This is a genomic window from Azospirillum sp. BE72 (assembly GCF_031455875.1).
Lineage (GTDB): Bacteria > Pseudomonadota > Alphaproteobacteria > Azospirillales > Azospirillaceae > Azospirillum.
In genome coordinates, this window is record NZ_JAVDTO010000002.1 from 120714 (window position 1) to 143916 (window position 23203).

General features: G+C 67.4%; 19 protein-coding genes and 1 riboswitch. Of the genes, 15 read left to right on the forward strand and 4 right to left on the reverse strand.

Annotated elements, in window-relative coordinates:
- Window positions 1-73: 73 nt before the first annotated feature.
- Window positions 74-1153, forward strand: a complete 1080-nt coding sequence (gene recA / locus J2Y49_RS06735; protein ID WP_014247796.1) for a recombinase RecA — start codon at window positions 74-76, stop codon at window positions 1151-1153.
- 339 nt (window positions 1154-1492) lie between these two features.
- Here the strand turns inward: recA and J2Y49_RS06740 are convergent, their stop codons facing one another.
- A complete protein-coding gene (locus tag J2Y49_RS06740; RefSeq protein ID WP_310113500.1) occupies window positions 1493-3478 on the reverse strand; it encodes a lytic transglycosylase domain-containing protein in 1986 nt (661 codons plus the stop codon).
- A 36-nt stretch (window positions 3479-3514) separates the two neighbouring features.
- Between J2Y49_RS06740 and dapA the strand changes: the two genes are divergently transcribed.
- From dapA to J2Y49_RS06755, 3 genes are read left to right on the forward strand one after another with little or no spacing between them, the layout of a single operon-like run.
- Window positions 3515-4390, forward strand: coding sequence for a 4-hydroxy-tetrahydrodipicolinate synthase (gene dapA / locus J2Y49_RS06745; protein ID WP_310113502.1), 876 nt, complete (start codon window positions 3515-3517; stop codon window positions 4388-4390).
- Window positions 4391-4420: 30 nt separating this feature from the next.
- Window positions 4421-4894: an SsrA-binding protein SmpB gene (smpB, locus tag J2Y49_RS06750; protein ID WP_109074785.1), complete on the forward strand. Its 474-nt coding sequence runs from the start codon at window positions 4421-4423 to the stop codon at window positions 4892-4894.
- Window positions 4895-4898: 4 nt separating this feature from the next.
- Complete coding sequence (locus J2Y49_RS06755; protein WP_194914142.1) at window positions 4899-5933, forward strand: methyltransferase; 1035 nt, start codon at window positions 4899-4901, stop codon at window positions 5931-5933.
- A 165-nt stretch (window positions 5934-6098) separates the two neighbouring features.
- Here the strand turns inward: J2Y49_RS06755 and ispH are convergent, their stop codons facing one another.
- The gene (gene ispH / locus J2Y49_RS06760) at window positions 6099-7076 is read right to left on the reverse strand and encodes a 4-hydroxy-3-methylbut-2-enyl diphosphate reductase (RefSeq protein ID WP_310113509.1); all 978 of its coding nucleotides are present in this window, start codon (window positions 7074-7076) and stop codon (window positions 6099-6101) included.
- A 213-nt stretch (window positions 7077-7289) separates the two neighbouring features.
- Between ispH and J2Y49_RS06765 the strand changes: the two genes are divergently transcribed.
- The 5 genes from J2Y49_RS06765 to gcvPB all read left to right on the forward strand — a co-directional run bounded on the left by J2Y49_RS06765 (window position 7290) and on the right by gcvPB (window position 12755).
- Window positions 7290-7826, forward strand: coding sequence for a lipoprotein (locus J2Y49_RS06765; protein ID WP_149221716.1), 537 nt, complete (start codon window positions 7290-7292; stop codon window positions 7824-7826).
- A gap of 191 nt (window positions 7827-8017) precedes the next feature.
- A riboswitch (glycine riboswitch) is annotated at window positions 8018-8133 on the forward strand.
- A 169-nt stretch (window positions 8134-8302) separates the two neighbouring features.
- Window positions 8303-9415: a glycine cleavage system aminomethyltransferase GcvT gene (gene gcvT / locus J2Y49_RS06770; protein WP_310113512.1), complete on the forward strand. Its 1113-nt coding sequence runs from the start codon at window positions 8303-8305 to the stop codon at window positions 9413-9415.
- Between the two features lie 52 nt (window positions 9416-9467).
- The gene (gene gcvH, locus J2Y49_RS06775; RefSeq protein WP_310113513.1) at window positions 9468-9842 is read left to right on the forward strand and encodes a glycine cleavage system protein GcvH; all 375 of its coding nucleotides are present in this window, start codon (window positions 9468-9470) and stop codon (window positions 9840-9842) included.
- A gap of 1 nt (window position 9843) precedes the next feature.
- Window positions 9844-11187: an aminomethyl-transferring glycine dehydrogenase subunit GcvPA gene (gcvPA, locus tag J2Y49_RS06780; RefSeq protein ID WP_310113514.1), complete on the forward strand. Its 1344-nt coding sequence runs from the start codon at window positions 9844-9846 to the stop codon at window positions 11185-11187.
- On the forward strand, window positions 11184-12755 hold the full coding sequence (gene gcvPB / locus J2Y49_RS06785) for an aminomethyl-transferring glycine dehydrogenase subunit GcvPB (RefSeq protein WP_310113515.1): 1572 nt from the start codon (window positions 11184-11186) through the stop codon (window positions 12753-12755). The genes gcvPA and gcvPB overlap by 4 nt, the downstream gene beginning before the upstream one ends.
- 170 nt (window positions 12756-12925) lie before the next feature.
- On the opposite strand, the gene J2Y49_RS06790 is transcribed toward gcvPB, so the two are convergent.
- Complete coding sequence (locus J2Y49_RS06790) at window positions 12926-13141, reverse strand: hypothetical protein (protein ID WP_310113517.1); 216 nt, start codon at window positions 13139-13141, stop codon at window positions 12926-12928.
- A gap of 179 nt (window positions 13142-13320) precedes the next feature.
- On the opposite strand from J2Y49_RS06790, the gene J2Y49_RS06795 reads away from it, so the two are divergent.
- The 6 genes from J2Y49_RS06795 to J2Y49_RS06820 all read left to right on the forward strand — a co-directional run bounded on the left by J2Y49_RS06795 (window position 13321) and on the right by J2Y49_RS06820 (window position 21840).
- Complete coding sequence (locus tag J2Y49_RS06795) at window positions 13321-15966, forward strand: glycosyltransferase (RefSeq protein ID WP_310113519.1); 2646 nt, start codon at window positions 13321-13323, stop codon at window positions 15964-15966.
- Window positions 15967-16176: 210 nt separating this feature from the next.
- Window positions 16177-17259: a phosphotransferase family protein gene (locus tag J2Y49_RS06800; RefSeq protein ID WP_310113520.1), complete on the forward strand. Its 1083-nt coding sequence runs from the start codon at window positions 16177-16179 to the stop codon at window positions 17257-17259.
- Entirely contained in the window at window positions 17259-17651 is a 393-nt protein-coding gene (locus J2Y49_RS06805; RefSeq protein ID WP_310113522.1) for a DUF6285 domain-containing protein, read from the forward strand. Before J2Y49_RS06800 ends, J2Y49_RS06805 begins: the two co-directional genes overlap by 1 nt.
- 137 nt (window positions 17652-17788) lie before the next feature.
- Window positions 17789-19930, forward strand: a complete 2142-nt coding sequence (gene uvrB, locus J2Y49_RS06810; RefSeq protein WP_310113524.1) for an excinuclease ABC subunit UvrB — start codon at window positions 17789-17791, stop codon at window positions 19928-19930.
- Between the two features lie 114 nt (window positions 19931-20044).
- Window positions 20045-20944 carry a transglycosylase SLT domain-containing protein gene (locus J2Y49_RS06815; RefSeq protein WP_310113525.1) on the forward strand — a complete coding sequence of 300 codons (900 nt, stop codon included), beginning with the start codon at window positions 20045-20047 and terminating at the stop codon, window positions 20942-20944.
- Between the two features lie 32 nt (window positions 20945-20976).
- Complete coding sequence (locus J2Y49_RS06820) at window positions 20977-21840, forward strand: alpha/beta hydrolase (RefSeq protein WP_310113527.1); 864 nt, start codon at window positions 20977-20979, stop codon at window positions 21838-21840.
- Window positions 21841-21869: 29 nt separating this feature from the next.
- On the opposite strand, the gene J2Y49_RS06825 is transcribed toward J2Y49_RS06820, so the two are convergent.
- Complete coding sequence (locus tag J2Y49_RS06825; protein ID WP_310113529.1) at window positions 21870-23042, reverse strand: alpha/beta hydrolase; 1173 nt, start codon at window positions 23040-23042, stop codon at window positions 21870-21872.
- Window positions 23043-23203: the final 161 nt, after the last annotated feature.

The window sequence follows — 23203 nt, forward strand, 5'->3', positions numbered from 1 at the left end:
CGAGAACGAAGAGAGTACATTCAGCTTCGTTGCAAGAGCGCCGACCGTGTGTTCTAAGAGAGGGGTACCGGGCATGTCGTCCGCACAGCTTCGTTTGGTCGAGAAGGATTCCATGGACAAGCAGAAGGCGCTCGATGCCGCCCTGAGCCAGATCGAACGCGCGTTCGGCAAGGGCTCGATCATGAAGCTCGGCGCCCGTGAGAACCTGGTCGAGACGGAGGTCATCTCCACCGGCTCCCTTGGTCTCGATATCGCGCTGGGCATCGGCGGCCTGCCGAAGGGCCGCATCGTCGAAATCTACGGGCCGGAAAGCTCGGGCAAGACCACGCTGGCGCTGCATGCCATCGCCCAGGCCCAGAAGGCCGGCGGCACCTGCGCTTTCGTCGACGCGGAGCATGCGCTCGATCCGTCCTATGCCCGCAAGCTGGGCGTCAACATCGACGAACTGCTGATCTCCCAGCCGGATGCCGGCGAACAGGCGCTGGAGATCGCCGACACGCTGGTGCGCTCCGGCGCCATCGACGTTCTGGTGGTCGACTCGGTCGCCGCGCTGGTGCCGCGCGCCGAGTTGGAAGGCGAGATGGGCGACAGCCATGTCGGCCTGCATGCCCGCCTGATGAGCCAGGCGCTGCGCAAGCTCACCGGCTCGATCTCCAAGTCGAACTGCCTGGTGATCTTCATCAACCAGATCCGCCTGAAGATCGGCGTGATGTTCGGCAACCCGGAGACGACGACCGGCGGCAATGCGCTGAAGTTCTACGCCTCCGTGCGTCTCGACATCCGCCGCATCGGCTCGATCAAGGACCGCGACACCGTCGTCGGCAACCAGACCCGCGTCAAGGTGGTGAAGAACAAGATGGCCCCGCCGTTCCGCGTGGTCGAGTTCGACATCATGTACGGCGAAGGCGTGTCGAAGGTCGGCGAACTGCTCGACCTCGGCATCCAGGCCGGTGTGGTCGACAAGTCGGGTGCGTGGTTCAGCTATGACGGCACCCGCATCGGCCAGGGCCGCGAGAACGCCAAGACCTACCTGCGCAACAACCCCGAGATGGCCGATGCGATCGAGGCCAAGATCCGCGGCAACGCCGGTCTGGTCGCCGACGCCATGATGGGCACCCCGGAAGCCGACGGCGAAGCCTCCACTCCGGAGTGACGACAGCGGATGTCGGATGAAAGGCCCCGCCTCCCGAAAGGAAGGCGGGGCCTTTTTGCTTTGAAGAGATGCCGGCTTCGATGCCCCACCTTATACCAGCGGCTTTTGATCCTGACCTGTCAGGGTCAAAAGCTTCGGCGGCATGGGGGCCGCCGCCGTGCCAGTCGGCACGGATACCAGCGGTCATCATCGCGGTCATCATCAATGACTGTTGGCATTAATCCTCCCCCGCTCTCGGCCGGACGAAAGTCGGTCTGATCAAGAGAGAGGGGACTACCGCCGCCATGTAAGCTCCCCCTCTCCCGCCGAGGGCGAGGTAGGGGAGGCCACCGCGACACCCTACCGCCGCAGATCCCTGTCCAGATTCGGCTCCGCCAGGTCGCCACTCAGGCGGGCGCGGTAGACCTGGACGGCTTCCAGCACGCGCTGGACGTAGTTACGGGTCTCCGAGATCGGGATCAGCTCGATCCAGTCGACCACGTCCACCGCCTCGGTCCGCGGATCGCCGTAGGTCTGCAGCCACTGGCGTACGCGGTTCGGCCCCGCGTTGTAGCCGGCGATCGCCAGCACCCAGGAGCCGTTGAAGCGGTCGATCAGCTCCGACAGATACGCCGAGCCCAGCATGACATTGTAGCCGGGATCCGAGGTCAGCCGGGCTTGCGTGTGCTTCAGACCCAGCTTGCCAGCCACCAGCTGCGCCGTGGCCGGCATCAGCTGCATCAGGCCGCGGGCGCCGGCCGACGAGACGATGGTGGGGTTGAAGGTGCTCTCTTGCCGGATGATGCCGTGGACCAGCGCCAGGTCCGGCGCCGCTGGCCGGGCGTCGATCATCGGATAGCCGGCCTCGACCAGGAATACCTCGTTCTGGGCGGCGTCCTTGGCGGCGGCGACGGCGAGATCGCGGCGGCCGACCTCGCTCGCCAGCCGGGCGGCCAGCACGTAGTCGGCCGGGGACTTTGCATCCAGGCTGATGCGGCGGACGAAGCTGCCCAGCCGGTCGTCGGTGCTGCCGCCGATCTCCGCCAGCAGGCGGGCGACGCGCACCACCTCGCGCCGGTTGAAGGCGGAGGTGTCGGCGCTCGACACCGACGGCGGCGTCGGCAGGGTCACCGCACCGTTGGAGACATGGCGGAAAGCCAGTTGGCCGTAGAAGGTGGTGGGGTAGGTGGCGGCCTTGGCGTACCAGTCGCGGGCCGGTTCCGTCTGTCCCAGCGCCTCCGCCGCCCGGCCGCACCAGTAGGCGCCGCGCGCCTTGCTGATCGGCGCCGAGACGGAGCGGTAGAGCTTGTGGAAATGGGCGAAAGCCTCCGACGGCTTGTCGAGGAAGCGCAGGGCCAGGAAGCCCGACAGGAACTCCGCGTCGGCGAATGCGCTCCCCTCGGTCATGCCGTGGGTGCTGACCAGACGGTAGGCGAGGTTGAAGTCGCCGCGCTCCATCGCCCGGCGGGCCAGCAGATGGCGCTCCGGCCACCAGGCCTGCGGACGGCCGAGGTCGGTGCCGGCCCTCGCGATGATCTCCAGTGCGCCGGCATCGTCGCCTTTGCGGCGCAGGTAGCGGGCGCGGTCGAACATCAGGCCGGGATCGTCGCGCAGGGCGGGGGCGACTCGGGACAGTGCCGCGTCGGCGCCCGGACTGTCGCCGTCCAGTGCGATGCGCGCCTCGATCAGCGTGTCATAGGCCTCGTCGAAGAAATGCAGCATCCGGCGCACCGGCGCGTCCTGCCTGGCCCAGAGCAGCCGGTCGATCCGCGCCTTGTGGTCCAGCGGGCGCAGATAGGGGGTGTAATGGGCGAGGAAGGTCGCTTCCTCGTCCGGGGTGAAGGTGGCGTCGGCCCACTGCTTGCGGATCAAGCTGGTCGCGCGCTCCACGCTGCCGGTGGCGATCAGCGCGTCGGCGTAGCGGACGAAACCGTCGTTGGTCTGCGGCGGGGACTGGCGGAACCACTCCACCACCTCGGCCGGCGGGATGTCGGGCATCGCCAGCTCGGCCTGACGGCGCAGCGCCGCCATGTTGGGCCAGTCCGGATTGTCGCGGATGAAGGCCGTGATGTCGGAGAAGCTGCCGCCGCCGGGATTGGCGAGCGCCATCCAGCGCAAAACCTTCGCCGGTAACGGGTCCTGGGCGCGCGACGCCGTGGCCAGCGCCTCGGCCAGCCTGTCGTTGTCGGCGAGCTTGAAAGCCTCGCGATAGATGGCGATGTCCTGGGCGCTCAACGCCGCTGCGGGCAGGGCGCCGGGAACCGCGGCGAGAAGGGTGAGGAGACCCGCGAAAACAGCGGTCCGGGCGCTCTTGCCGAGGGCGGCGGGGAGGGATAATGTGCGCAACTCTTTTTTCCAGCTAAGCCGACTGAGGAGGCAGCCATGTTCCACGGTTCCATCGTCGCCCTTCTGACTCCGTTCAAGGGCGGGAAAGTGGACGAGAAGGCCTTCCAGTCCTTCGTGGAGTGGCAGGTCGCCCAAGGCACGCACGGTCTCGTGCCCTGCGGCACCACCGGCGAGTCGCCGACCCTGTCCCACGAGGAACACAACCGCGTCGTGGAGCTTTGCATCGAGGCGGCCGGCGGCAAGGTGCCGGTCATGGCCGGCACCGGCTCCAACTCGACCGACGAGGCGATCGCGCTGACCCGCCATGCCAAGCAGGCCGGCGCGCAGGCGGCGCTCGTGGTCACGCCCTACTACAACAAGCCGTCTCAAGAGGGTCTCTACCAGCATTTCAAGGCGATCCATGACGCGGCGGATTTGCCGATCTTCATTTACAACATTCCCGGCCGCAGTGTCGTGGATATGTCAGTGGCGACGATGGCGCGGCTTGCAAAGCTGCCCAACATCGTCGGCGTGAAGGACGCGACCGCCGACCTGTCCCGCCCGTCCCGCCTGCTGCAGGAGGTCGGCCCCGACTTCATCCAGCTGTCGGGCGAGGACGCCACCGCGCTGGCCTTCAACGCGCAGGGTGGCGTAGGCTGCATCTCCGTCACCGCGAACGTCGCTCCGGCGCTGTGCTCCGCCATGCAGACCGCCTGGGCGAAGGGCGACCTCAAGGAGGCGTTCCGCCTGCGCGACGTGCTGTCGCCGCTGCACGACTCGATGTTCGTCGAGACCAGCCCGGCTCCGGTGAAGTTCGCCGCCAGCCTGCTGGGCCTCGGCAGCGACGAGGTGCGCCTGCCGCTGGTTCCGGCGTCCGACACCGCCCGTACCGCCGTGCGTGGAGCCATGACCAAAGCCGGCCTGTTGTCCTAAACGACAGAACGGGCCGTAGAGGAGAGAGATTTGGCGACGCGCGAGGAAGCGAAAAAATTTGCGGCGCAGAACCGCCGCGCGCGGTTCGACTTCTTCATCGACGACGTCCTCGAGGCCGGCATCATGCTGACCGGGTCGGAGGTGAAGTCACTGCGGGGCGGTCGCGCCAGTGTGAACGAGGCCTATGCCGGCCTGAAGGGTGGGGAGCTGTACCTGTTCAACGCGTACATCCCCGAATATCTCCAGGCCGGCCGCGTCGATCAGCACGAGCCGAAGCGTCCGCGCAAGCTGCTGGTCCGCCGCCGCGAGCTGGACAAGCTCGCGGCCGGCATCAAGCAGAAGGGCGTCACGCTGGTGCCGATGTCCGTCTACTTCAACGACCGCGGCATCGCCAAGGTCGAGATCGGTCTCGCCACCGGCAAGAAGAAGCACGACAAGCGCCAGAACGAGAAGGAACGCAGTTGGCAGCGCGACAAGGCGCGGCTGATGCGCGACAAGGGCTGACCCGGTGGCACGTCTTGACAACCGGGCCACGGACCGCGACCAGACCGTCGCCGCCGTGGCCGCCGAAGCCCTGTCGGAAATCCGGCCGCAGGGCCGGATTCTCGTCGCCTTCGACAGCGACGGCGCCATCGCCCAGGCGCTCCGCGACGGCGGGGCCGAGGTGGTGGTGTGGAACCGGCTCGCCACCGCAAACAAGGGCGGCGGACAGACGGCCACGCCCTGGCCGGCCGAGGGGCCGTTCGATGGAGCCGTGCTGCGCCTGCCGCGCGGCTGGGCCGGCTTCGAAATGGCGTTGCATGCGCTGGCCTCGCGCCTTGCCCCCGGTGCTCCGCTGTGGATCGCCGGCGGCAACGACGAAGGCGTGACCAGCGCGCCGAAGCATCTCGACGGGCTGGCCGGAGACGCGGAGACGTTGATCATCAAGCGGCGCGCCAGGCTGCTGCTGACGCACCGCACCGATGCTCCGGCCAAGGGGGCGCTGGAGGATTGGCGGCAGACCGTCACCCTGACACTGCCGGACCGGACGCTGGAACTGGTGTCCTACCCCGGCCTGTTCGCCCACGGCCATCTGGACGTCGGCACCGAATGCCTGCTGAAGGTGCTGCCGGAGGTCGCCGCCGGCACCCGGGTGCTGGATTTCGGCTGCGGCGCCGGGGTGATTGCGCGGGCCGTGCGGGAACGCCAGCCCGACGCGCCGCTGACCCTGCTGGACATCGATGCGGTGGCGCTGCACGCCGCCCGCCAGAATGTGCCGGATGCCGAACTGGTGCTGAGCGACGGGCTGACGGGGCTCGGCACCCGCGAACGCTTCGGCTTGATCCTGTCCAACCCGCCGCTCCACCGCGGTAAGGACGAGGATTTCGGCATGCTCGACGCGCTGGTGGCGGGGACCAAGCAGTATCTGAAGCTGCGCGGCACGCTGGTGGCGGTGACCCAGCGGACGGCCGGCGTCGGCAAGCTGTTCAAGGCGGCCTTCGGTCACAGCGACATGCTGTTGGAGACCACGCAGTTCCAGGTGTGGGCGGGAACGCCGAAGTAGGAGAGCGTCGGCCGGCGAATGACCCACCCTAACCCTCCCCCGCTCTCGGCCGGCCAAAGGCCGGTCCGATCGCAGGGGAGGATTGGAGCTTTGTCGGCGTAAGGCGGCAGTCTCCTCCCCCGCCCGGCAGGGGAGGATCAAGGTGGGGGTCTAACCTCGCAAACCTCAAGCGGTCTCCCGCTCTACCGATAACGCGCGCGGCAGTTTGAAGACGATGTTCTCGGTCGCGGTGCGCAGCTCCTCCACCGTCACGTCGAATCGCGCGCGGGCGGCTTCGATGACTTCCTCCACCAGCACTTCCGGGGCCGACGCGCCGGCGGTGATGCCGAGCCGGGCGACGCCGGCCAGTGCGCTCCAATCGATCTCGGCAGCGCGCTGAACCAGCTGGGCGGACGGGCAGCCATGGATCTTCGCCACCTCCACCAGCCGCTTGGAATTCGACGAGTTCGGCGCACCGAGAACCAGCAGCGCATCCACCTTCGGCGCGATGGCCTTCACCGCCGCCTGACGGTTGGTGGTGGCGTAGCAGATGTCCTCTTTCTTCGGACCGGCGATGGCGGGGAACCGGGCTTGGAGCGCGGCCAGGATCTCCGTCGTCTCGTCGACCGACAGCGTGGTCTGGGTGGCGTAGGCGAGGTTTTCCGGATCCCGGACCTCCAGCGTGGCGACATCGGCCACGCTCTCCACCAGCACGACGGCTCCGTCCGGCAACTGGCCCATGGTGCCGATCACCTCCGGATGCCCGGCATGGCCGATCAGGACGATCTGACGGCCGTCCTCGAAATGGCGTTCGGCCTCGCGGTGGACCTTGCTGACGAGCGGGCAGGTGGCGTCGAGATAGAACAGGCCGCGTGCCTCCGCCGCCTGCGGCACCGATTTCGGCACGCCGTGGGCGGAGAACACCACCGGGCGGCCATCCGGCACCTCGGTCAGTTCGTCGACGAAGATGGCGCCCTTGGCTTCCAGGCTTTCGACCACGAATCGGTTGTGGACGATCTCGTGCCGGACATAGACCGGCGCCCCGAAACGGTCCAGCGCCGTCTCGACGATCTGGATCGCGCGGTCCACGCCGGCACAGAAGCCGCGCGGCGCCGCCAGCAGGATCGTCAAGGGCTGGAGGGCCGGGGAATTGGTGGTGGTCATATGCGCTGTTCCGCCCATGCGTAGAAGACGTGTCCTAAGGTGGTCCTGTGCCGAACCGTCGCAAGGGATAGAACCGCCGCGCGGTCTTGTGCCGGTCAAGCTGGGACACTAAAGTCGCGGTCCAACAGCCCGTTAACCGATCAGGCCGAACCGATGGACCGCCGCGACCGTAATATAGGAACCCCCGCCCGGAAAAGCCCGCTGGCGTCCCTGATGCGTAAGAGCCGCCCTGCGCTGCTCGCCGCCGGGGCTGTTGCGGTGCTGTCCGGCTGTTCCGGCCTGGGACCGAACGACCCGGCGGACGCGGCGCTGGCCTGCCCGAAGGTCAACATCGTCCGTGACCTGCAGGAGGTGACGGTCTTCCGCCCCGGCGGCAAGGATCTGACCGATCTGGAGTCGCGCGCCGCCCTGGTCGATTACACCGGCAACTGCGAATACACCAGCAGCGGCGTCACGGTGAACGTGAACGTCTTCCTGGTGGCCGAACGCGGTCCGGCGCTGCCGGGCAACACCGCCAAGTACCAGTATTTCGTGGCGCTGGCCCAACCGGACGACACGCTGGTGTCGAAGGCCTATTTCGACACCGACGTGACCTTCGTCACCGGCCAGCCGCGCGCCGGCACGAGGGAGGAACTGGCTCCGCGAATCCCGCTGCCCAAGGACGCCAACGCCAAGGACTGGAAGATCTATCTCGGCTTCCAGCTGACGCCGGAGCAGTTGGAGTTCAACCGGACGCAGATGAAGAAGTAAGGCGGATCGTTAGCATGCGTCGTCGGCCGTCATTCCCGCGAAGACGGGAATCCATTCGTATCAGGTGCTTGGTCCGAAAGTCTGGATCCCCGCCTTCGCGGGGATGACGGTCCGCAAAAGCCCGGCAATCTCGCCGGATCCGTCGATTGACAAACCTGTCTATTCGCGACAGTGTGCCGCCATCACGCCGATGATCCCTCGCGGGAGAGATCGCTTTCGAGACATCCGGGAACGGGTAGCCTCGCGGGCGGCGCCGAAGGAGCAACCGCCCCCGGAAACTCTCAGGCAAAAGGACCGCAAGGGGATAAGGCAACTCTGGAAAGCAGCCTCGGCGCTCAGGCGCCGCGACTCACCGAAGGAGTAAACCGGGTGTCCGGCTCGACCGGACGGCGGTGAATCTCTCAGGTCCAAGACAGAGGGGGCAGCTTCCTGCACCGATCCCGGTGCGGGCGCTGAAACCTTGTCGGAGGACCCGCGTGACCGAGGCCGCAACCGCTCTCAAGACCACCCCACTGCACGCGCTCCATGTCGAGCTTGGCGCCCGCATGGTGCCCTTCGCCGGCTATGACATGCCGGTGCAGTATCCGCTGGGCATCCTGAAGGAGCACCAGCACACCCGCGAGAAGGCCGGGCTGTTCGACGTGTCCCACATGGGGCAGGTCCGCCTGACCGGGGCCGACCCGGCTGCCGCCCTGGAAACGCTGGTCCCCGGCGACATCAAGGGGCTGGCCCAGGGCCGCATGCGCTACACGCTGTTCCTGAACGAGCAGGGCGGCATCCTCGACGACCTGATGGTGACCAATGCCGGCGACCACCTGTTCCTGGTGGTGAACGCCGCCTGCAAGGAGCAGGACGTCGCCCATCTGCGCGAGAAGCTGGCCGGCAAGGCCGAGGTCGAGCTGCTGGACGATCTGGCGCTGATGGCGCTCCAGGGTCCGATGGCCGCCGAGGTGATGGCCCGCTTCGTGCCGGAAGCCGCCACCATGAAGTTCATGAGCTACCTGTCCGCCACCTTCAAGGGCGTGCCGGTGATCCTGACCCGCTCCGGCTACACCGGCGAGGACGGCTACGAGATCTCCTGCGACAAGGCCGACACGGAGATGATCGCCCGCGCGCTGCTGGGCGAATCAGAGGTCGAGGCGATCGGGCTGGGTGCCCGCGACTCGCTACGGCTGGAGGCCGGGCTCTGCCTCTACGGCCACGACATCGACACCACCACCACGCCGGTCGAAGGCGCGCTGGAATGGACGCTGCCGAAGCGCCGCCGCGCCGAGGGTGGCTTCCCCGGTTACGACATCATCCACAGGCAGCTGACCGAGGGCGCCACGCGCCGCCGCGTCGGCATCCAACCGGACGGCCGCCAGCCGGCCCGCGAGCACACTGAAATCCAGGACGCCAACGGCACCCTTATCGGCGAGATCACCAGCGGCGGCTTCGGTCCGACCGCCGGGGCGCCGGTGGCCATGGGCTATGTCGACATTGCGAACTCCGCGGTGGGCACCCCGCTGACGCTGGTGGTGCGCGGCAAGCCGCTGCCCGCCCGCGTCGCCGCCACGCCATTCGTGCCGCAACGCTATTACCGGGGCTGATGCCTCGGCATTCCCAACCACAAGCAACCGTATTGAACAGGGGCTCCTTCAGATGACCAAGAAATTCACCAAGGACCACGAGTGGGTTCTCGTCGAGGGCGACATCGCCACCGTCGGCGTCTCCGACTTTGCGCAGAGCCAGCTGGGTGACGTGGTGTTCGTCGAACTGCCCGAAGCCGGCCGCGAGCTGGAGCAGGGCAAGGAAGCCGCCGTCGTCGAATCGGTGAAGGCCGCCAGCGACGTTTATGCCCCGGTGTCGGGCACCGTCATCGAGGCCAACCAGGCTCTGGTCGACGACCCGTCCAAGGTCAACGGCGATGCCGAGGGCGAAGGCTGGTTCTTCAAGATCCGGTTGAAGGACGCCGCCGAACTCGACGCGCTGATGGACGAAGCGGCCTACAAGGCCTTCGTGGAGGAATCCCACTAACATGCGCTATCTGCCCCTGACCGAGGCTGACCGGCAGTCGATGCTGGAGGCCATCCGCGCAACATCGGTCGAAGACCTGTTCCGCGACGTTCCAAAGTCGGCCCGTCTGGCCGGCCCGATCGGGGGCCTGCCCAACCATATGGGCGAGCTTGAGGTCGAACGGCTGCTGGGCTCCATGGCGGCGAAGAATGTGCCGGCCGGGTCGGTGCCCAGTTTCCTCGGCGCCGGCGCTTACCGCCACCATGTGCCGGCCACCGTCGACCATCTGGTCCAGCGCGGCGAGTTCCTGACCGCCTATACGCCGTACCAGCCGGAGGTGAGCCAGGGCACGCTGCAGGTCCTGTTCGAATTCCAGACCCAGGTCGCCCTGCTGACCGGCATGGATGTGGCCAACGCCTCGATGTATGACGGCGCCACCTCCTGCGCCGAGGCGGTGATGATGGCCAACCGCATCACCCGGCGGAAGAAGGCGATCCTGTCCGGCGGCCTGCACCCGCATTACCGCGACGTGACCACCACCGACGCCCGCTTCATCGGGTTCGAGGCCGTCGCCCTGCCGGCCGCCCCGACCGGCGGCGAGGACCTGCTGGCGCTGGTCGACGACAAGACCGCTTGCGTCGTCGTGCAGAACCCCGACGTGTTCGGCCATGTCCGCGACTACACCGATCTGGCCGCCGCCTGCCAGGCCAAGGGCGCCCTGCTGATCGTCGTGGTGACGGAAGCGCTGTCGCTCGGCCTGCTGACCCCGCCGGGCGACATGGGCGCCGACATCGTCGCGGCGGAAGGCCAGTCCTTCGGCAACGCGCTGAACTTCGGCGGCCCCTATGTCGGGCTGTTCGCGGTGAAGGACAAGTATGTCCGCCAGATGCCGGGCCGCCTGTGCGGCGGGACGGTGGACGCCGACGGCCGCCGCGGCTTCGTGCTGACGCTGTCCACCCGCGAGCAGCACATCCGTCGCGAGAAGGCGACATCCAACATCTGCACCAACTCCGGCCTGTGCGCGCTGGCCTTTTCGATCCATGTCAGCCTGCTGGGCGAGGCGGGGATCACGCAGCTGGCGCAGCTGAACCACGCCAAGGCGGTCCAGATGGCCGACAAGCTGGCGGCGGTTCCGGGTGTCCAGGTGCTGAACGACGGCTTCTTCAACGAATTCACCGTCAAGCTGCCGAAGCCGGCCGCCGCGGTGGTGGAGGAACTGGCCAAGCGCCGCATCCTCGGCGGTGTGCCGGTGTCGCGCCTCTATCCGGGCGAGATGGAGGACCTGTTGCTGGTCGCTGTCACCGAGACCAACACCGACGCCGACATGGACGCCTTCGCGGCTGCTCTGACTGAGGTTCTGGCATGAGCATGAACAACCAGGGCCGTCCGTCGGCCATTCCGGCCGGTGCCGCCTCTTTCGATGGCGTGACCGGCACCGTCACCGGCAATCGCGGCCTGCAGATCGAAGAGCCGCTGATCTTCGAACAGGACAGCGCCGGCCGCACCGGCGTCGACCTGCCGGACGTGCCGAAGGTGGCCTCCCGCCTGGGTGCGGTGAAGCGGCGCGCCAAGGTCGGGCTGCCCGGCCTTGCCGAGCCGCAGGTGGTCCGCCACTACACCCGCCTGTCGCAGAAGAACTACGCCATCGACAGCGGATTCTATCCGCTGGGCTCCTGCACGATGAAGCACAACCCACGCCTGAACGAGAAGATGGCGCGGCTCCCCGGCTTCTCCGACGTGCATCCGATGCAGCCGGTCAGCACGGTGCAGGGTGCGCTGGAACTGATGGACCAGTTGGCCTATTGGCTGAAGACACTGACCGGCATGGCCGCCGTGACGCTGGCGCCCGCCGCCGGTGCCCATGGCGAGATGTGCGGCATCATGGCGATCCGCGCCGCGCATGAGGCGAAGGGCGATTCCGGCCGCACTAAGATCCTGGTGCCGGAAAGCGCCCACGGCACCAACCCGGCGACCGCCGCCGCCTGCGGCTACAGCGTCGATGCCATCCCGGCGACGGCCGATGGCCGCGTCGATCTGGAGGCGCTGAAGGCCAAGCTCGGTCCCGACGTCGCCGGGCTGATGCTGACCAATCCCAACACCTGCGGCCTGTTCGAACGCGACATCGTCGAGATCGCCGAGGCGGTGCATGCGGCCGGCGCCTATTTCTACTGCGACGGCGCCAACTTCAACGCCATCGTCGGGCGGGTGCGTCCGGCCGACCTCGGCATCGACGTCATGCACATCAACCTGCACAAGACCTTCTCCACCCCGCATGGCGGCGGCGGTCCGGGGTCGGGTCCGGTGGTGTTCGCGGAATCGCTGGCGCCCTACATCCCGGTGCCCTACGTCACCCACGGCAAGGACGGCTTTGCGCTGGTCGAGAATGCCGGCGACGGTCCGGCCTTCGGCCGCATGAAGGCCTTCCACGGCCAGATGGGCATGTTCGTCCGCGCCCTGTCCTACATGCTGAGCCATGGCGCCGACGGGCTGTGGCAGGCGTCGGGCGATGCGGTGCTGAACGCCAACTACGTCATGGCGCAGCTGGAGGACGTGATGACGGCCTCCTTCGAAGGGCCGTGCATGCACGAGTGCCTTTTCGACGACCGCTTCCTGAAGGGGACGGGTGTCACCACGCTCGACATGGCGAAGGCGCTGATCGACGAGGGCTTCCACCCGATGACCATGTATTTCCCGCTGGTCGTTCACGGTGCCCTGCTGATCGAGCCGACCGAGACGGAAAGCAAGGCCAGCCTCGACCAGTTCGTCGATGCGCTCCGTGCGCTGGCCGAGCGGGCGAAGTCGGGCGACGTGGCCTACTTCCAGGCCGCTCCGCGCCTGACCCCGCGTCGTCGCCTGGACGAGACCGCGGCGGCCCGCAAGCCGGTCCTGCGCTGGACTCCGCCGGTCGTGGCGGAGGCTGTGGCGGCGGAGTAAGGGGGTCGCGGCGGGTGCCCCCTCCCTAACCCTCCCCCGCCCTCGCGGGAGAGGGAACTCCGCCGCTTCGATATTTCAGTCACGCTGACCAGCGTCCTACCCCCTCTCCCGCGATCGGACCGGCCTTTGGCCGGCCGAGAGCGGGGGAGGGATGGGGAGGGGGCAAGGGCTCACTTGTCGGTCTTGTCGACGTACTTGTCGGCCTTCTTCTGATCCTCGGCGGCCTCGCGGGACATTTCCTCGCCGATCTTCGGATCGATGCGCTTGGCTTCCTCGATCAGGTCGCGCGCCTTGCGGGGGTCGCCTTCGGCGGCCTTGTCCAGGGCCTGCTCGGCAAGATCGTGGGCCTTCTTGTGTTCGGGGCTGTCTTCGTGGCGGGTGGCCATGGGGATCTCCTGAACTGTCTAAACGGGACGTTGTCCAACAGGTGCCGTCCGGCCAAGTTCCGGTCACCGCAGCGCACAAAATTTTTTCGAAGAGCATGGAATAGGGAAGTCGGTCTGCCCGTTTGTGCGGATGTCCGGTGGCGAACGGCCACCCAGCAACAGGGCATCGCGAACTCCCCATGAGCAACCCGAAGAACCCGATCCGGCGCGCAGCCATCGCCGCCGCTCTGCTGGCCGTGACCGCCGGCCACGCGTCCTTCTGGTCCTGGCGCAATGCGCCGACGCCGGTGGAGGCGGAGCCCGGCCGTATCGAATCCGTGTCCTACTCGCCCTCGGGCCGCAGCTACGATCCCAACGATCAGCCGGTGGTGCCGCGCAAGGAGATCGAGAAGGACATGGCCGCCATCGTCGGCTTCGCCGATGGCGTCCGCACCTACTCCACACTCGGCTCGCAGGGTGAAGTCCCGGAAATCGCGATCTCCAAGGGCCTGGACGTGACGCTCGGCATCTGGCTGAGCAAGGACAAGTCCCGGAACGAGCGCGAGATCCTGCATGCCGTCGCGCTGGCCAAGGAATTCCGCGGCATCAAACGCATCATCGTCGGCAACGAGACGCTGCTGCGCGCCGAGCTGACCGACGCCGAACTGGCCGCCTACATCAAGCGCGTGCGCGCCGCCGTCCCCGCCACCATCAAGGTCGGCACCGCCGACGTGTGGTCGGAGATGATCAAGGCCGACGCCACGGTGAAGGCCTCCGACTTCATGGGCGTCCACGTGCTGCCCTACTGGGAAGGCGTTCCAGTTTCCGATGCGCTGACCTGGATCCGCGACCGGCTCGACACCGTGCGCAAGTCGCACCCGGGCAAGCCCCTGTTCGTGGGCGAAGTCGGCTGGCCGTCTGGCGGCGAGAACTTCCACGACGCCTATCCGACGCCGGAGGCCCAGGCCGCCGTCGTCCGCGGCTTCGCGGCGGAAGCCAACGCGCTCGGCCTGCACTACAACGTCGTCGAGGCCTTCGACGGCATCTGGAAGTCGACCATCGAAGGCTCGCCCGGCCCGACCTGGGGCGTGCTGGATGCCGACCGTCAGCCGAAATGGTCGATGACCGGTGCCGTCGCCGCCTCCCATGGCGAGCGGGTCGGTGCGGGCGTCGCGCTCGCCGTCGGTCTTGCCCTGTCGGCCTTCGCCGTGTTCCGCCGCCGGACCAATGCCGGCTTCGCGCTGGCCGCCTCGATGGGCGCCAACATCATCGGCTTCGCCATCGGCTCGGCGGTCGCCGGTGCCTACGCCGAGTACCTGACCTTCGGTGCGGTCACCACCTGGGGCTCCGCCTTCGCGCTGGGCACCCTGATGATGAGCGTCGCCTTCGCCGATCTGGTGGACGTCGCCCGCCGGCTGCTGACCGGCCGCGCCCCGGCGCTGCTGCCGCACACGGTTCCCACCGTCGAGCATAAGCCGATGGTCTCCATCCATGTCGCCGCCTGCCGCGAGCAGCCGGACGTGCTGAACGCCACGCTGGCCTCGCTGTCGCGGCTGGACTACCCGAACTACGAGGTCGTCGTCCTCATCAACAACACCGAGGAGGAGCATCTTGTCCGCCCGGTGGAAGAGATGTGCCGGGCGCTCGGTCCGAAGTTCAAGTTCCACTGGTACAAGAAGATCTCCGGCTTCAAGGCCGGCGCCCTGAACGCCGCGTTGCGCCACACCGATGAGGATGCCGAGATCGTCGCTGTGCTGGACGCCGACTACACCGTGTCGCCCGACTGGCTGTCCAAGCTGGCCCCGAGCTTCGCCGATCCGTCGGTCGGCATCGTCCAGGCCCCGCAGGAACACCGCGACGGCCACGAGACGGCGCTGAAGGCCGCGATGACCGCCGAGTATCGTCCCTTCTTCGACGTCGGCATGCAGGAGGGCGTATCGTCCCAGGCCTTCATCTGCCACGGCACGATGATCATGCTGCGCCGGTCGGCGATGGATCAGGTCGGCGGCTGGTCGGAGGCCGGCATCTGCGAGGACACCGAACTGGGCCTGCGCATCCTGTCGGCCGGCTACCGCGCCGCCTACACCGACGAGCGGCTGGGCGCCGGTCTGGCTCCGGACAACTTCATGCAGTTCCGCAAGCAGCGTGACCGCTGGGTGTTCGGCTCGACCCAGATCGTCCGTGCCCACTGGAAGAAGTTCCTGCCGGGTGCGGCCGAGTTGAGCGCGCGGCAGAAGCTGGGCTACGTCACCAACTGGATCCGCTGGTGGTCCGATGCCGTCGGCCTGTTCGCAGCATCCGCGGCCGTGGTCTGGACCTTCGCCTCGCTGGTTCTGCCGCTGCACCTGCCGCCGGTGGCCGCCACCGCCGCCGTCCTGGGCGCCCTGGTCCTGCGTGCCGGCTCCAGCCTGCTGGCCTCGCGCTACGCCTCCGGCAACAGCTGGAAGGAGAGCCTGGGTGCCTGCGCCGTCGGCATGGCCCTGTCCACCACCGTCGCTCTGGCCGTCGTCCGTGGCTTGGTCCGCAAGCATGACGCCTTCCGGGTGACCGCCAAGGGCGGCAAGCGGACCGCCGGCCGCTTCTGCGCCAAGCCCGAGGCTTGGCTGTCCGCCGCCCTGGTCGCTTCGTCCGTCACCGCCGCAATGGTCAACCCGCTGGGCACCCTGTCGCTGGAGCTGTGGTCGATCCTGCTCGCCGCCATGGCGGTGCCGAACCTGATGGCCGTCGCCTTCGGCATCGGCGACATGCTGCCGGTCCGCGAGACCAAGCCGGCGCCGGTACCCGCCACCCAGCAGGCCAGCCCGGCTGGCCAGGAGCAGGGAGCGAACCAGCCGATCGCGGCGTAGGCTCTCTCCACCATATGCAACACCTTATGCAACAATGGCCCCTTTCCCGCCCGCCCGGCGGGGGAGGGGTCGACTTTTTTGGGGGTGGAAGCGCTTTTCTGACCAAGGTGAAACTTGTCGGCAACAGTGCTTCGTGCCTACCATCGGCGGCTTGAAACGACAAAAACGCGCGAGCCAACGCGCCCAGCAATTCCTCGGAGGGAGAACGCCATGCATGTCGTTACCGCGTCCGACCAATCCCCGCCTTCGCTGCTGTCCGATGACAACCGTGCCCGTCTGGAAAGCTGGCTGGCTGCGCAGGCCGGCGCATCCCGCGTCACGGTGACGGAAGATGGACGGCTCGGGGGCGGTGCGATTTCCCTGAACCTCGCGGTGACTCTGGACATCGACGGCGGGCCGCTGGCCGGGCACCATGCCTGCGTGCTGCGGGCCGAAGGCGGCGGGCGCATCTCCGCCAGCATCGGCAAGCTGCGGGAGTTCGTGGTGCTGCGCGCCGCCTTCGCGGCCGGAGTGCTGGCGCCTGAACCGCTCTTCGCCTGCGATGACCCAGCTGTTTTGGGCCACGATTTCTACATCATGCGCCGGGCCGAAGGGCTGGGCGCCGGCCATGCGGTAACGCGGTCGGAGGCGGCCCAGCCTGAATTGGCGCGCGAGCTTGGCCGGCAGCTTGGACTTCTGCATCGGATCACGCCGGAAACCGAAGGTCTGGAGCGGTTGGGCGAGGCGCCGGACTGCCCGGCGCAGGAGACGCTGGCCCAATACCGGCGCTGGTTCGGCGACCTGGGGCGCCGCGATCCGGTGATCGCCTGGGGGCTGCGCTGGATGGAGGTCAACGCGCCGCTGCCGGGGGCCGTGGTGCTGTGCCATCGCGATTTCCGCACCGGAAACTATCTGGTCAAGGACGGCGCATTGACCGCGATCCTTGATTGGGAGTTCGCCGGATTCAGCGACCCGATGGAGGACCTGGGCTGGTTCTGCGCGCGGTCCTGGCGGTTCCGGCGGCCCGATCGCGAAGCCGGCGGCATCGCCGACCGGGCGGACTTCTACGCCGGATACGAAGAGACCTCCGGCCGCCGTGTCGATCCGGCGCGCGTCGCTTATTGGGAGACGGCGGCCTACCTTCGCTGGGCCGCCATCGCGGTGGAGCAGGGGCTTCGCCACAGTTCCGGCGACGAACCCTCGTTGGAATTGGCGTTGACCGGCCGGATGCTGCCGGAAATCGAGATGGACATGCTGCGCCATCTCCGCTCCATCGCCGGGACTGCGTCGGGCTTCGTGGAGAGGGTGGCCTGATGCGTGCCAATCCCGACGCCCGCGGCCTGCTTCAGATCGCCGCCTCCGCCTTTCGCGCGGACGTGCTTCCCCATGTCGCCCCCGAAGCGCGCTACGCCGCCCTGATGGTCGCCAACGCGCTGGAGATCGCCGAGCGCGAGTTGAAGGGGCTGGATACCGCCGGCCACTCGATGCTGGGAGCGCTCGCCCTGCTCTATGGCGAGGACGCCGACGACGCTCTGTCCGGCGACGATCTGCGCAAGCGGGTGGAGGCGCTGCAGCATCGCCTGTGTATCGAGATCGCCGCCGGCGACTTCGATCATGACGGCCAGGAGGTGCTGATGGACTCGCTGGAAGCCATCGTCCAGGCGCGGTTGGGAATTTCCAACCCGAAAGCGCTGGGACAACAGTAAGGCGGGGCGCGAGCGGCACTGCGTTCCGCTCTGCGCGGGGCGCAGTGCCGCTCAGCCTGCGCTCGACAGACGGGGGCGTTACGGCCATATAATCGGTTCTTGTTCCGTACCCCTCCTCTGATCCGGATCGCCGCCCCATGGCAAGTCCCGTCCTGTCCGCCATTCCTGCCAAGCCGCTTGCGAAGCTGGAAGCCGGAAAGCAGTTCGTCATCGTGTCGGACTATACGCCTGCGGGCGACCAGCCGAACGCCATCGAGGAGCTGACCGGCGGCCTTCGGCAAGGCGAGAAGGATCAGGTTCTTCTCGGCGTCACCGGGTCGGGCAAGACCTTCACCATGGCGCATGTCATCCAGAAGGTGCAGCGCCCGACGCTGATCCTGGCGCCGAACAAGACGTTGGCGGCGCAGCTGTATGGAGAGATGAAGTCCTTCTTCCCGAACAACGCGGTAGAATACTTCGTCTCCTACTACGACTATTATCAGCCGGAAGCCTACGTCCCGCGCACCGACACCTATATCGAGAAGGAATCCTCGATCAACGAGCAGATCGACCGCATGCGCCACTCGGCGACGCGGGCTCTGCTGGAACGGGACGACGTCATCATCGTCGCGTCGGTGTCCTGCATCTACGGTATCGGTTCCGTCGAGACCTATTCGGAGATGACGGTCGATCTGCGCAAGGGTGAGGTGATCGCCCAGCCGGAACTGCTGCGCAAGCTGACCGAACTCCAATACAAGCGCAACGATGCCGCCTTCGGCCGCGGCCTGTTCCGCGTGCGCGGCGACACGGTGGAGCTGTTCCCGGCCCACATGGAAGACCGCGCGTGGCGCATTTCGCTGTTCGGCGATGAGATCGAGGGCATCCACGAGATCGACCCGCTGACCGGAGAGAAGCTGGCGGCGCTGGAGGCTGTGCGCGTCTACCCAAACAGCCACTATGTGACGCCGAAGCCGACGCTGAACCAGGCGATCAACCAGATCAAGAAGGATCTGAAGGACCGGCTGGAGGAGTTCGCCGCCGAAGGCAAGCTGCTGGAAGCGCAGCGGCTGGAACAGCGCACCACCTTCGACATCGAGATGATGGCGGCGACCGGATCCTGCGCCGGCATCGAGAATTATTCCCGCTATCTGACCGGCCGCGCAGCGGGCGATCCGCCGCCGACGCTGTTCGAATATCTGCCGGGCGACGCCTTGCTGATCGTCGACGAAAGCCACGTCATGGTGCCGCAGATCGGCGGCATGTACCGCGGCGACTTGGTGCGCAAATCGACGCTGTCCGATTACGGCTTCCGCTTGCCCAGCGCCAAGGACAACCGCCCGCTGAAGTTCGAGGAATGGGAGGGCATGCGGCCGCAGACGGTCTTCGTCTCTGCCACCCCCGGCCCGTGGGAGTTGGAACGCACTGGCGGCGTGTTCACCGAACAGCTGGTCCGTCCGACCGGCCTGATCGATCCGCCGGTGATCGTCCGCCCGACCGAGACCCAGGTGGACGACCTGATCGGCGAATGCAAGGAGGTGGTCGCCAAGGGCTATCGCGTGCTGGTCACCACCCTGACCAAGAAGATGGCGGAGGCGCTGACCGAGTACATGCACGAGGCGGGCCTGCGCGTGCGCTACATCCACTCCGACGTGGAGACGCTGGAGCGCATCGAGATCATCCGCGACCTGCGGCTCGGCGCCTACGATGTGCTGGTCGGCATCAACCTGCTGCGCGAGGGGTTGGACATCCCGGAATGCGCGCTGGTGGCGATCCTCGACGCCGACAAGGAAGGCTATCTGCGCTCCAGGACGTCGCTGATCCAGACCATCGGCCGCGCGGCGCGCAACGTCGATGGGCGGGCGATCCTCTACGCCGACAAGATCACCGACAGCATGAAATACGCCATCGACGAAACGGCCCGCCGCCGCGAGAAGCAGATGGCCTACAACCTGGAGCACGGCATCACGCCGGAATCGGTCAAGAAGGCGATCGGCGACATCCTTGAGAGCGTGTTCGAGCGCGGCGACCATGTGACGGTGAAGACCGGCCTGAACTCCAACGAGCTGGTCGGGCACAATCTCAAGAGCGTCATTGCCGACCTGGAAAAGCGCATGCGCGCCGCTGCCGCCGACCTGGAATTCGAGGAGGCGGCCCGCCTGCGCGACGAACTGCGCCGGCTGGAGGCGATGGACCTTGGCCTGGAAACTCCCGGCAGCATCGGCATCAGCAGTGCCCGCCAGGGCCGCGGCATTCCCGAAGGCGCACCGAAGAAGCAGGGCCGGCGCCGTCGCGGCCCCTGACATGAACAATGGTGACCCGAACAAGGAGCTTTGGGCCACCCTTGTCCCGAGCAGGTTGAATCACCATACTCCCGCTTCCCGTATGATGACGCGGGTTCGCAGGAGGGTCCGGGGTTGCAGTTTCGTCGTGTCGTGATGGTGCCGCTGATGGCACTGGCGCTGTCGGGCGCCGGATTGGCATCGGTACCCATGGCCGCTGCGGCGGATGCCAAATCCTCGAGCAAGCCGGCGTCGGTCGCCGAACTGCCTCCGCCGTCGCCCAAGACGAAATCCGGCGATTGCGAACTGGCTGAGCAGGGCGACGCCGATGCCGCCTTCCGGCTGGCCCGCCGTTACCTGTTCGGCAAGGGTGTGCGCAAGGACCGTCGGCTCGGCACCGCTTGGCTGCGCGCGGCGGCCTCGCGCGGGCATCCGGAAGCACGACGGCTGGTCAACTATGTTCCCGGCCGCATGGGACGCATCCGCCCCTGGTGCCGCCCCGGGGCCGGCCCGGTGCGCGAGGTCGGACCTCCCCCGGCGGAGGTCGTGTCGCTGGTCAACTCCATCGCACCGAAATACGGCGTCGACCCGGCGCTGGTGCTGGCGGTCATCCAGGCCGAGAGCGCCTTCCGGACCGACGCGGTATCTCCGAAGGACGCTGCCGGGCTGATGCAGCTGATCCCCGATACGGCCGACCGCTTCGGCGTCGGCAACGTCTTCGATCCCAAGCAGAACATCACCGGCGGCGTGAAGTACCTGCGTTGGCTGCTGGCCTATTTCCAGGGCGACGTGACGCTGGCGCTGGCCGGCTACAATGCCGGCGAAGGTGCGGTGGACCGCTACAAGGGCGTCCCGCCCTATGAGGAAACCCGCAATTACGTTCGCATCATCCGACGAAATTACGACGCCGCTCGCCATCCCTTCGACGCTTCGGTGGCGTCGTCGTCGTCCGCGCTCCCCGCCATCCGCGATGCGGCCGCGCGTGATGTCGAGGCGGAGTTGCCACGCAGCGCCAAATCGCCGAAAAAGGGATAAGCCCCCTCACCGCTGAACAGGAGTGCCCGCCCGTGCCGATGTCCGAACGCAGTGTCCTCGGCCTCAGCGCCGCCGGCTTCCACAAGGTCGCCTATACGCAGTGGGGGCGTGACGACGCCGCGCGGACTGCGGTCTGCGTCCATGGGCTGACGCGCAACGGACGCGATTTCGACCGGTTGGCATTGGCATTGGCGGACAGGTGGCGGGTCGCCTGTCCGGACGTGGTCGGACGCGGGCGCAGCGACTGGCTGCCGGTGCCGGCGCTCTACGGCTATCCGCAATATTGCTCCGACATGGTGGCGCTGATCGCCCGCATGGGGGTGGAGACGGTCGACTGGATCGGCACCTCGATGGGCGGGCTGATCGGCATGACGCTGGCGGCCCAGGCCAACAGCCCGATCCGCCGCATGGTCATCAACGACGTCGGCCCCTTCATCGCCCAAGCCGGTCTGCAGCGGATCGCCGACTATGTCGGCAAGGACCCGGTGTTCGAGGATCTGCCGGCGCTCGAATCCTACCTGCGCTTCGTCCTGATGGGGTTCGGCACGATGGGCGACGAATGCTGGCGCCATATGGCGGAGCACAGCGCCCGACCGCTGCCTGACGGCAGGTTCCGCCTCGCCTATGATCCCGGTATCGGCGACGCCTTCAAGACCGCGCCGGTCGGCGATGTCGATCTGTGGGCGCTGTGGGACCGTGTGCGCTGTCCGGTGCTGGTCCTGCGCGGTTCGGACTCCGACCTGTTGAGCGCCGAGACTGCGGAACGGATGGCGGAGCGCGGTCCGGGGGCGGCCGGTCTGGTGAGGGTGGTGGAAATCCCGAACACCGGCCACGCCCCGTCCCTGATGACGGACGACCAGATCGCGATCGTCCGCAATTTCCTGGCCCAGGACTGAGCATTGGGGACGGCAAAGGGGGAACGGCCTCAGTTCACCCGGCGAAGCACCGTGTCCAGCCGGCCGCGGCCGTCCTTGTCCAGCCAGGTGGCGGAGACCCGGCCGTCCGGCCGCAGGCGATAGCGGAGCATGTTGCGGCCCTTCTCGTCGAAGACCAGTTCGCCATTCTCGATCCGTCCCTTGCGGCGCACCCGCTCGAAAGGCTGGTCGGCCTCCATGCCTGCACCCAGCAGATAGTCGGCATAGATGGCGTCGCCTTCGGCTTTCTCTACCGACAGCGCGACCTCGCGGCCATTGATGTAGCTGCCGTACCACATGCCCATGAAGGGGCGCAGGGCGGCGGTGGTATCGACATCGCTCTTGGCAGAGCCGGAGGCGTTGGCGGGCAAGGCGGCCTGAAGGAGTTCGGTGCTCGGGCTGCGGCCCCAGGATTCGTCGCAGGGCGGATCGTTCGGGGCCGGCGGCGCCTCGGCGAAGCGGACGATGCAGGCGCCGAAGCGGCGGACGAACAAACCGGTGTTGGCGGCGCCATGGCCGGGCAGCAGCGACGGCTGGTCGACGATCAGGCTGCTCAGACCACGCTGCGCCAGGATGTTGCGCGCCGGCTCCGCCCGTCCGCCCGGATCGAAATCATCGCCGTGGAAGAAGAACATCATCACCCGAGCCCGGCGTACCTCCCGCAGGATCGGCCAGAGTTGGGCGGCGTTCTCGCGGTAACTGTCATAGGCTTCGGTGAAGTTGCCGAAAGCGGCCGGCGCGGTGGCGATGACGGAATCGATGGCGCTGGTCTGGCCCGCCGCAATCAGCGAGATGAAGGCGCCGAAAGATTGCCCGGTCAGCGCGACACGGCGATAGCCCTTGGTCTTCAGCATGTCCGAATAGCCGGCGAGCGCGCGGGCGCTGTTGGGCAGGGTGTCACTGACGCGCATGCGGTCGAGCCGGAAGACGTCCCATCCGGCGTCGCGCAGCGTCTTCATATAGAGCGGGGTAGGGGCCTCGGAATCCTCCGAATCCACCGAACGGCCGTGGCTCCACACCACTGCACCGCGTGCCCCGGCCGGGCCGGACAGCGACGCCTCGCCATACGCGGGCTTCAGAACGATCTGGGCCGCTGCGGGGCGGACCTCCGTCATGCCCCCCGCAATGCCCAATCCGACCATCGCGATCAGTCCGAGAACAGCCCCCCGAATCGTCCGCATCATCCCCACCGATCCCCCTGTGCTGCGAGTCGCTCAAGGATTGGCCCCGGTGGTTAACGCGTCCTTTCCGGCATTCCGTACTCCCCCCGGAAGCCACATTTTGTCACAGCCTGGGTGTGCAACTAAGAATGACTCGCAGTTTGCCGCGTGTGGCGCTATGATGC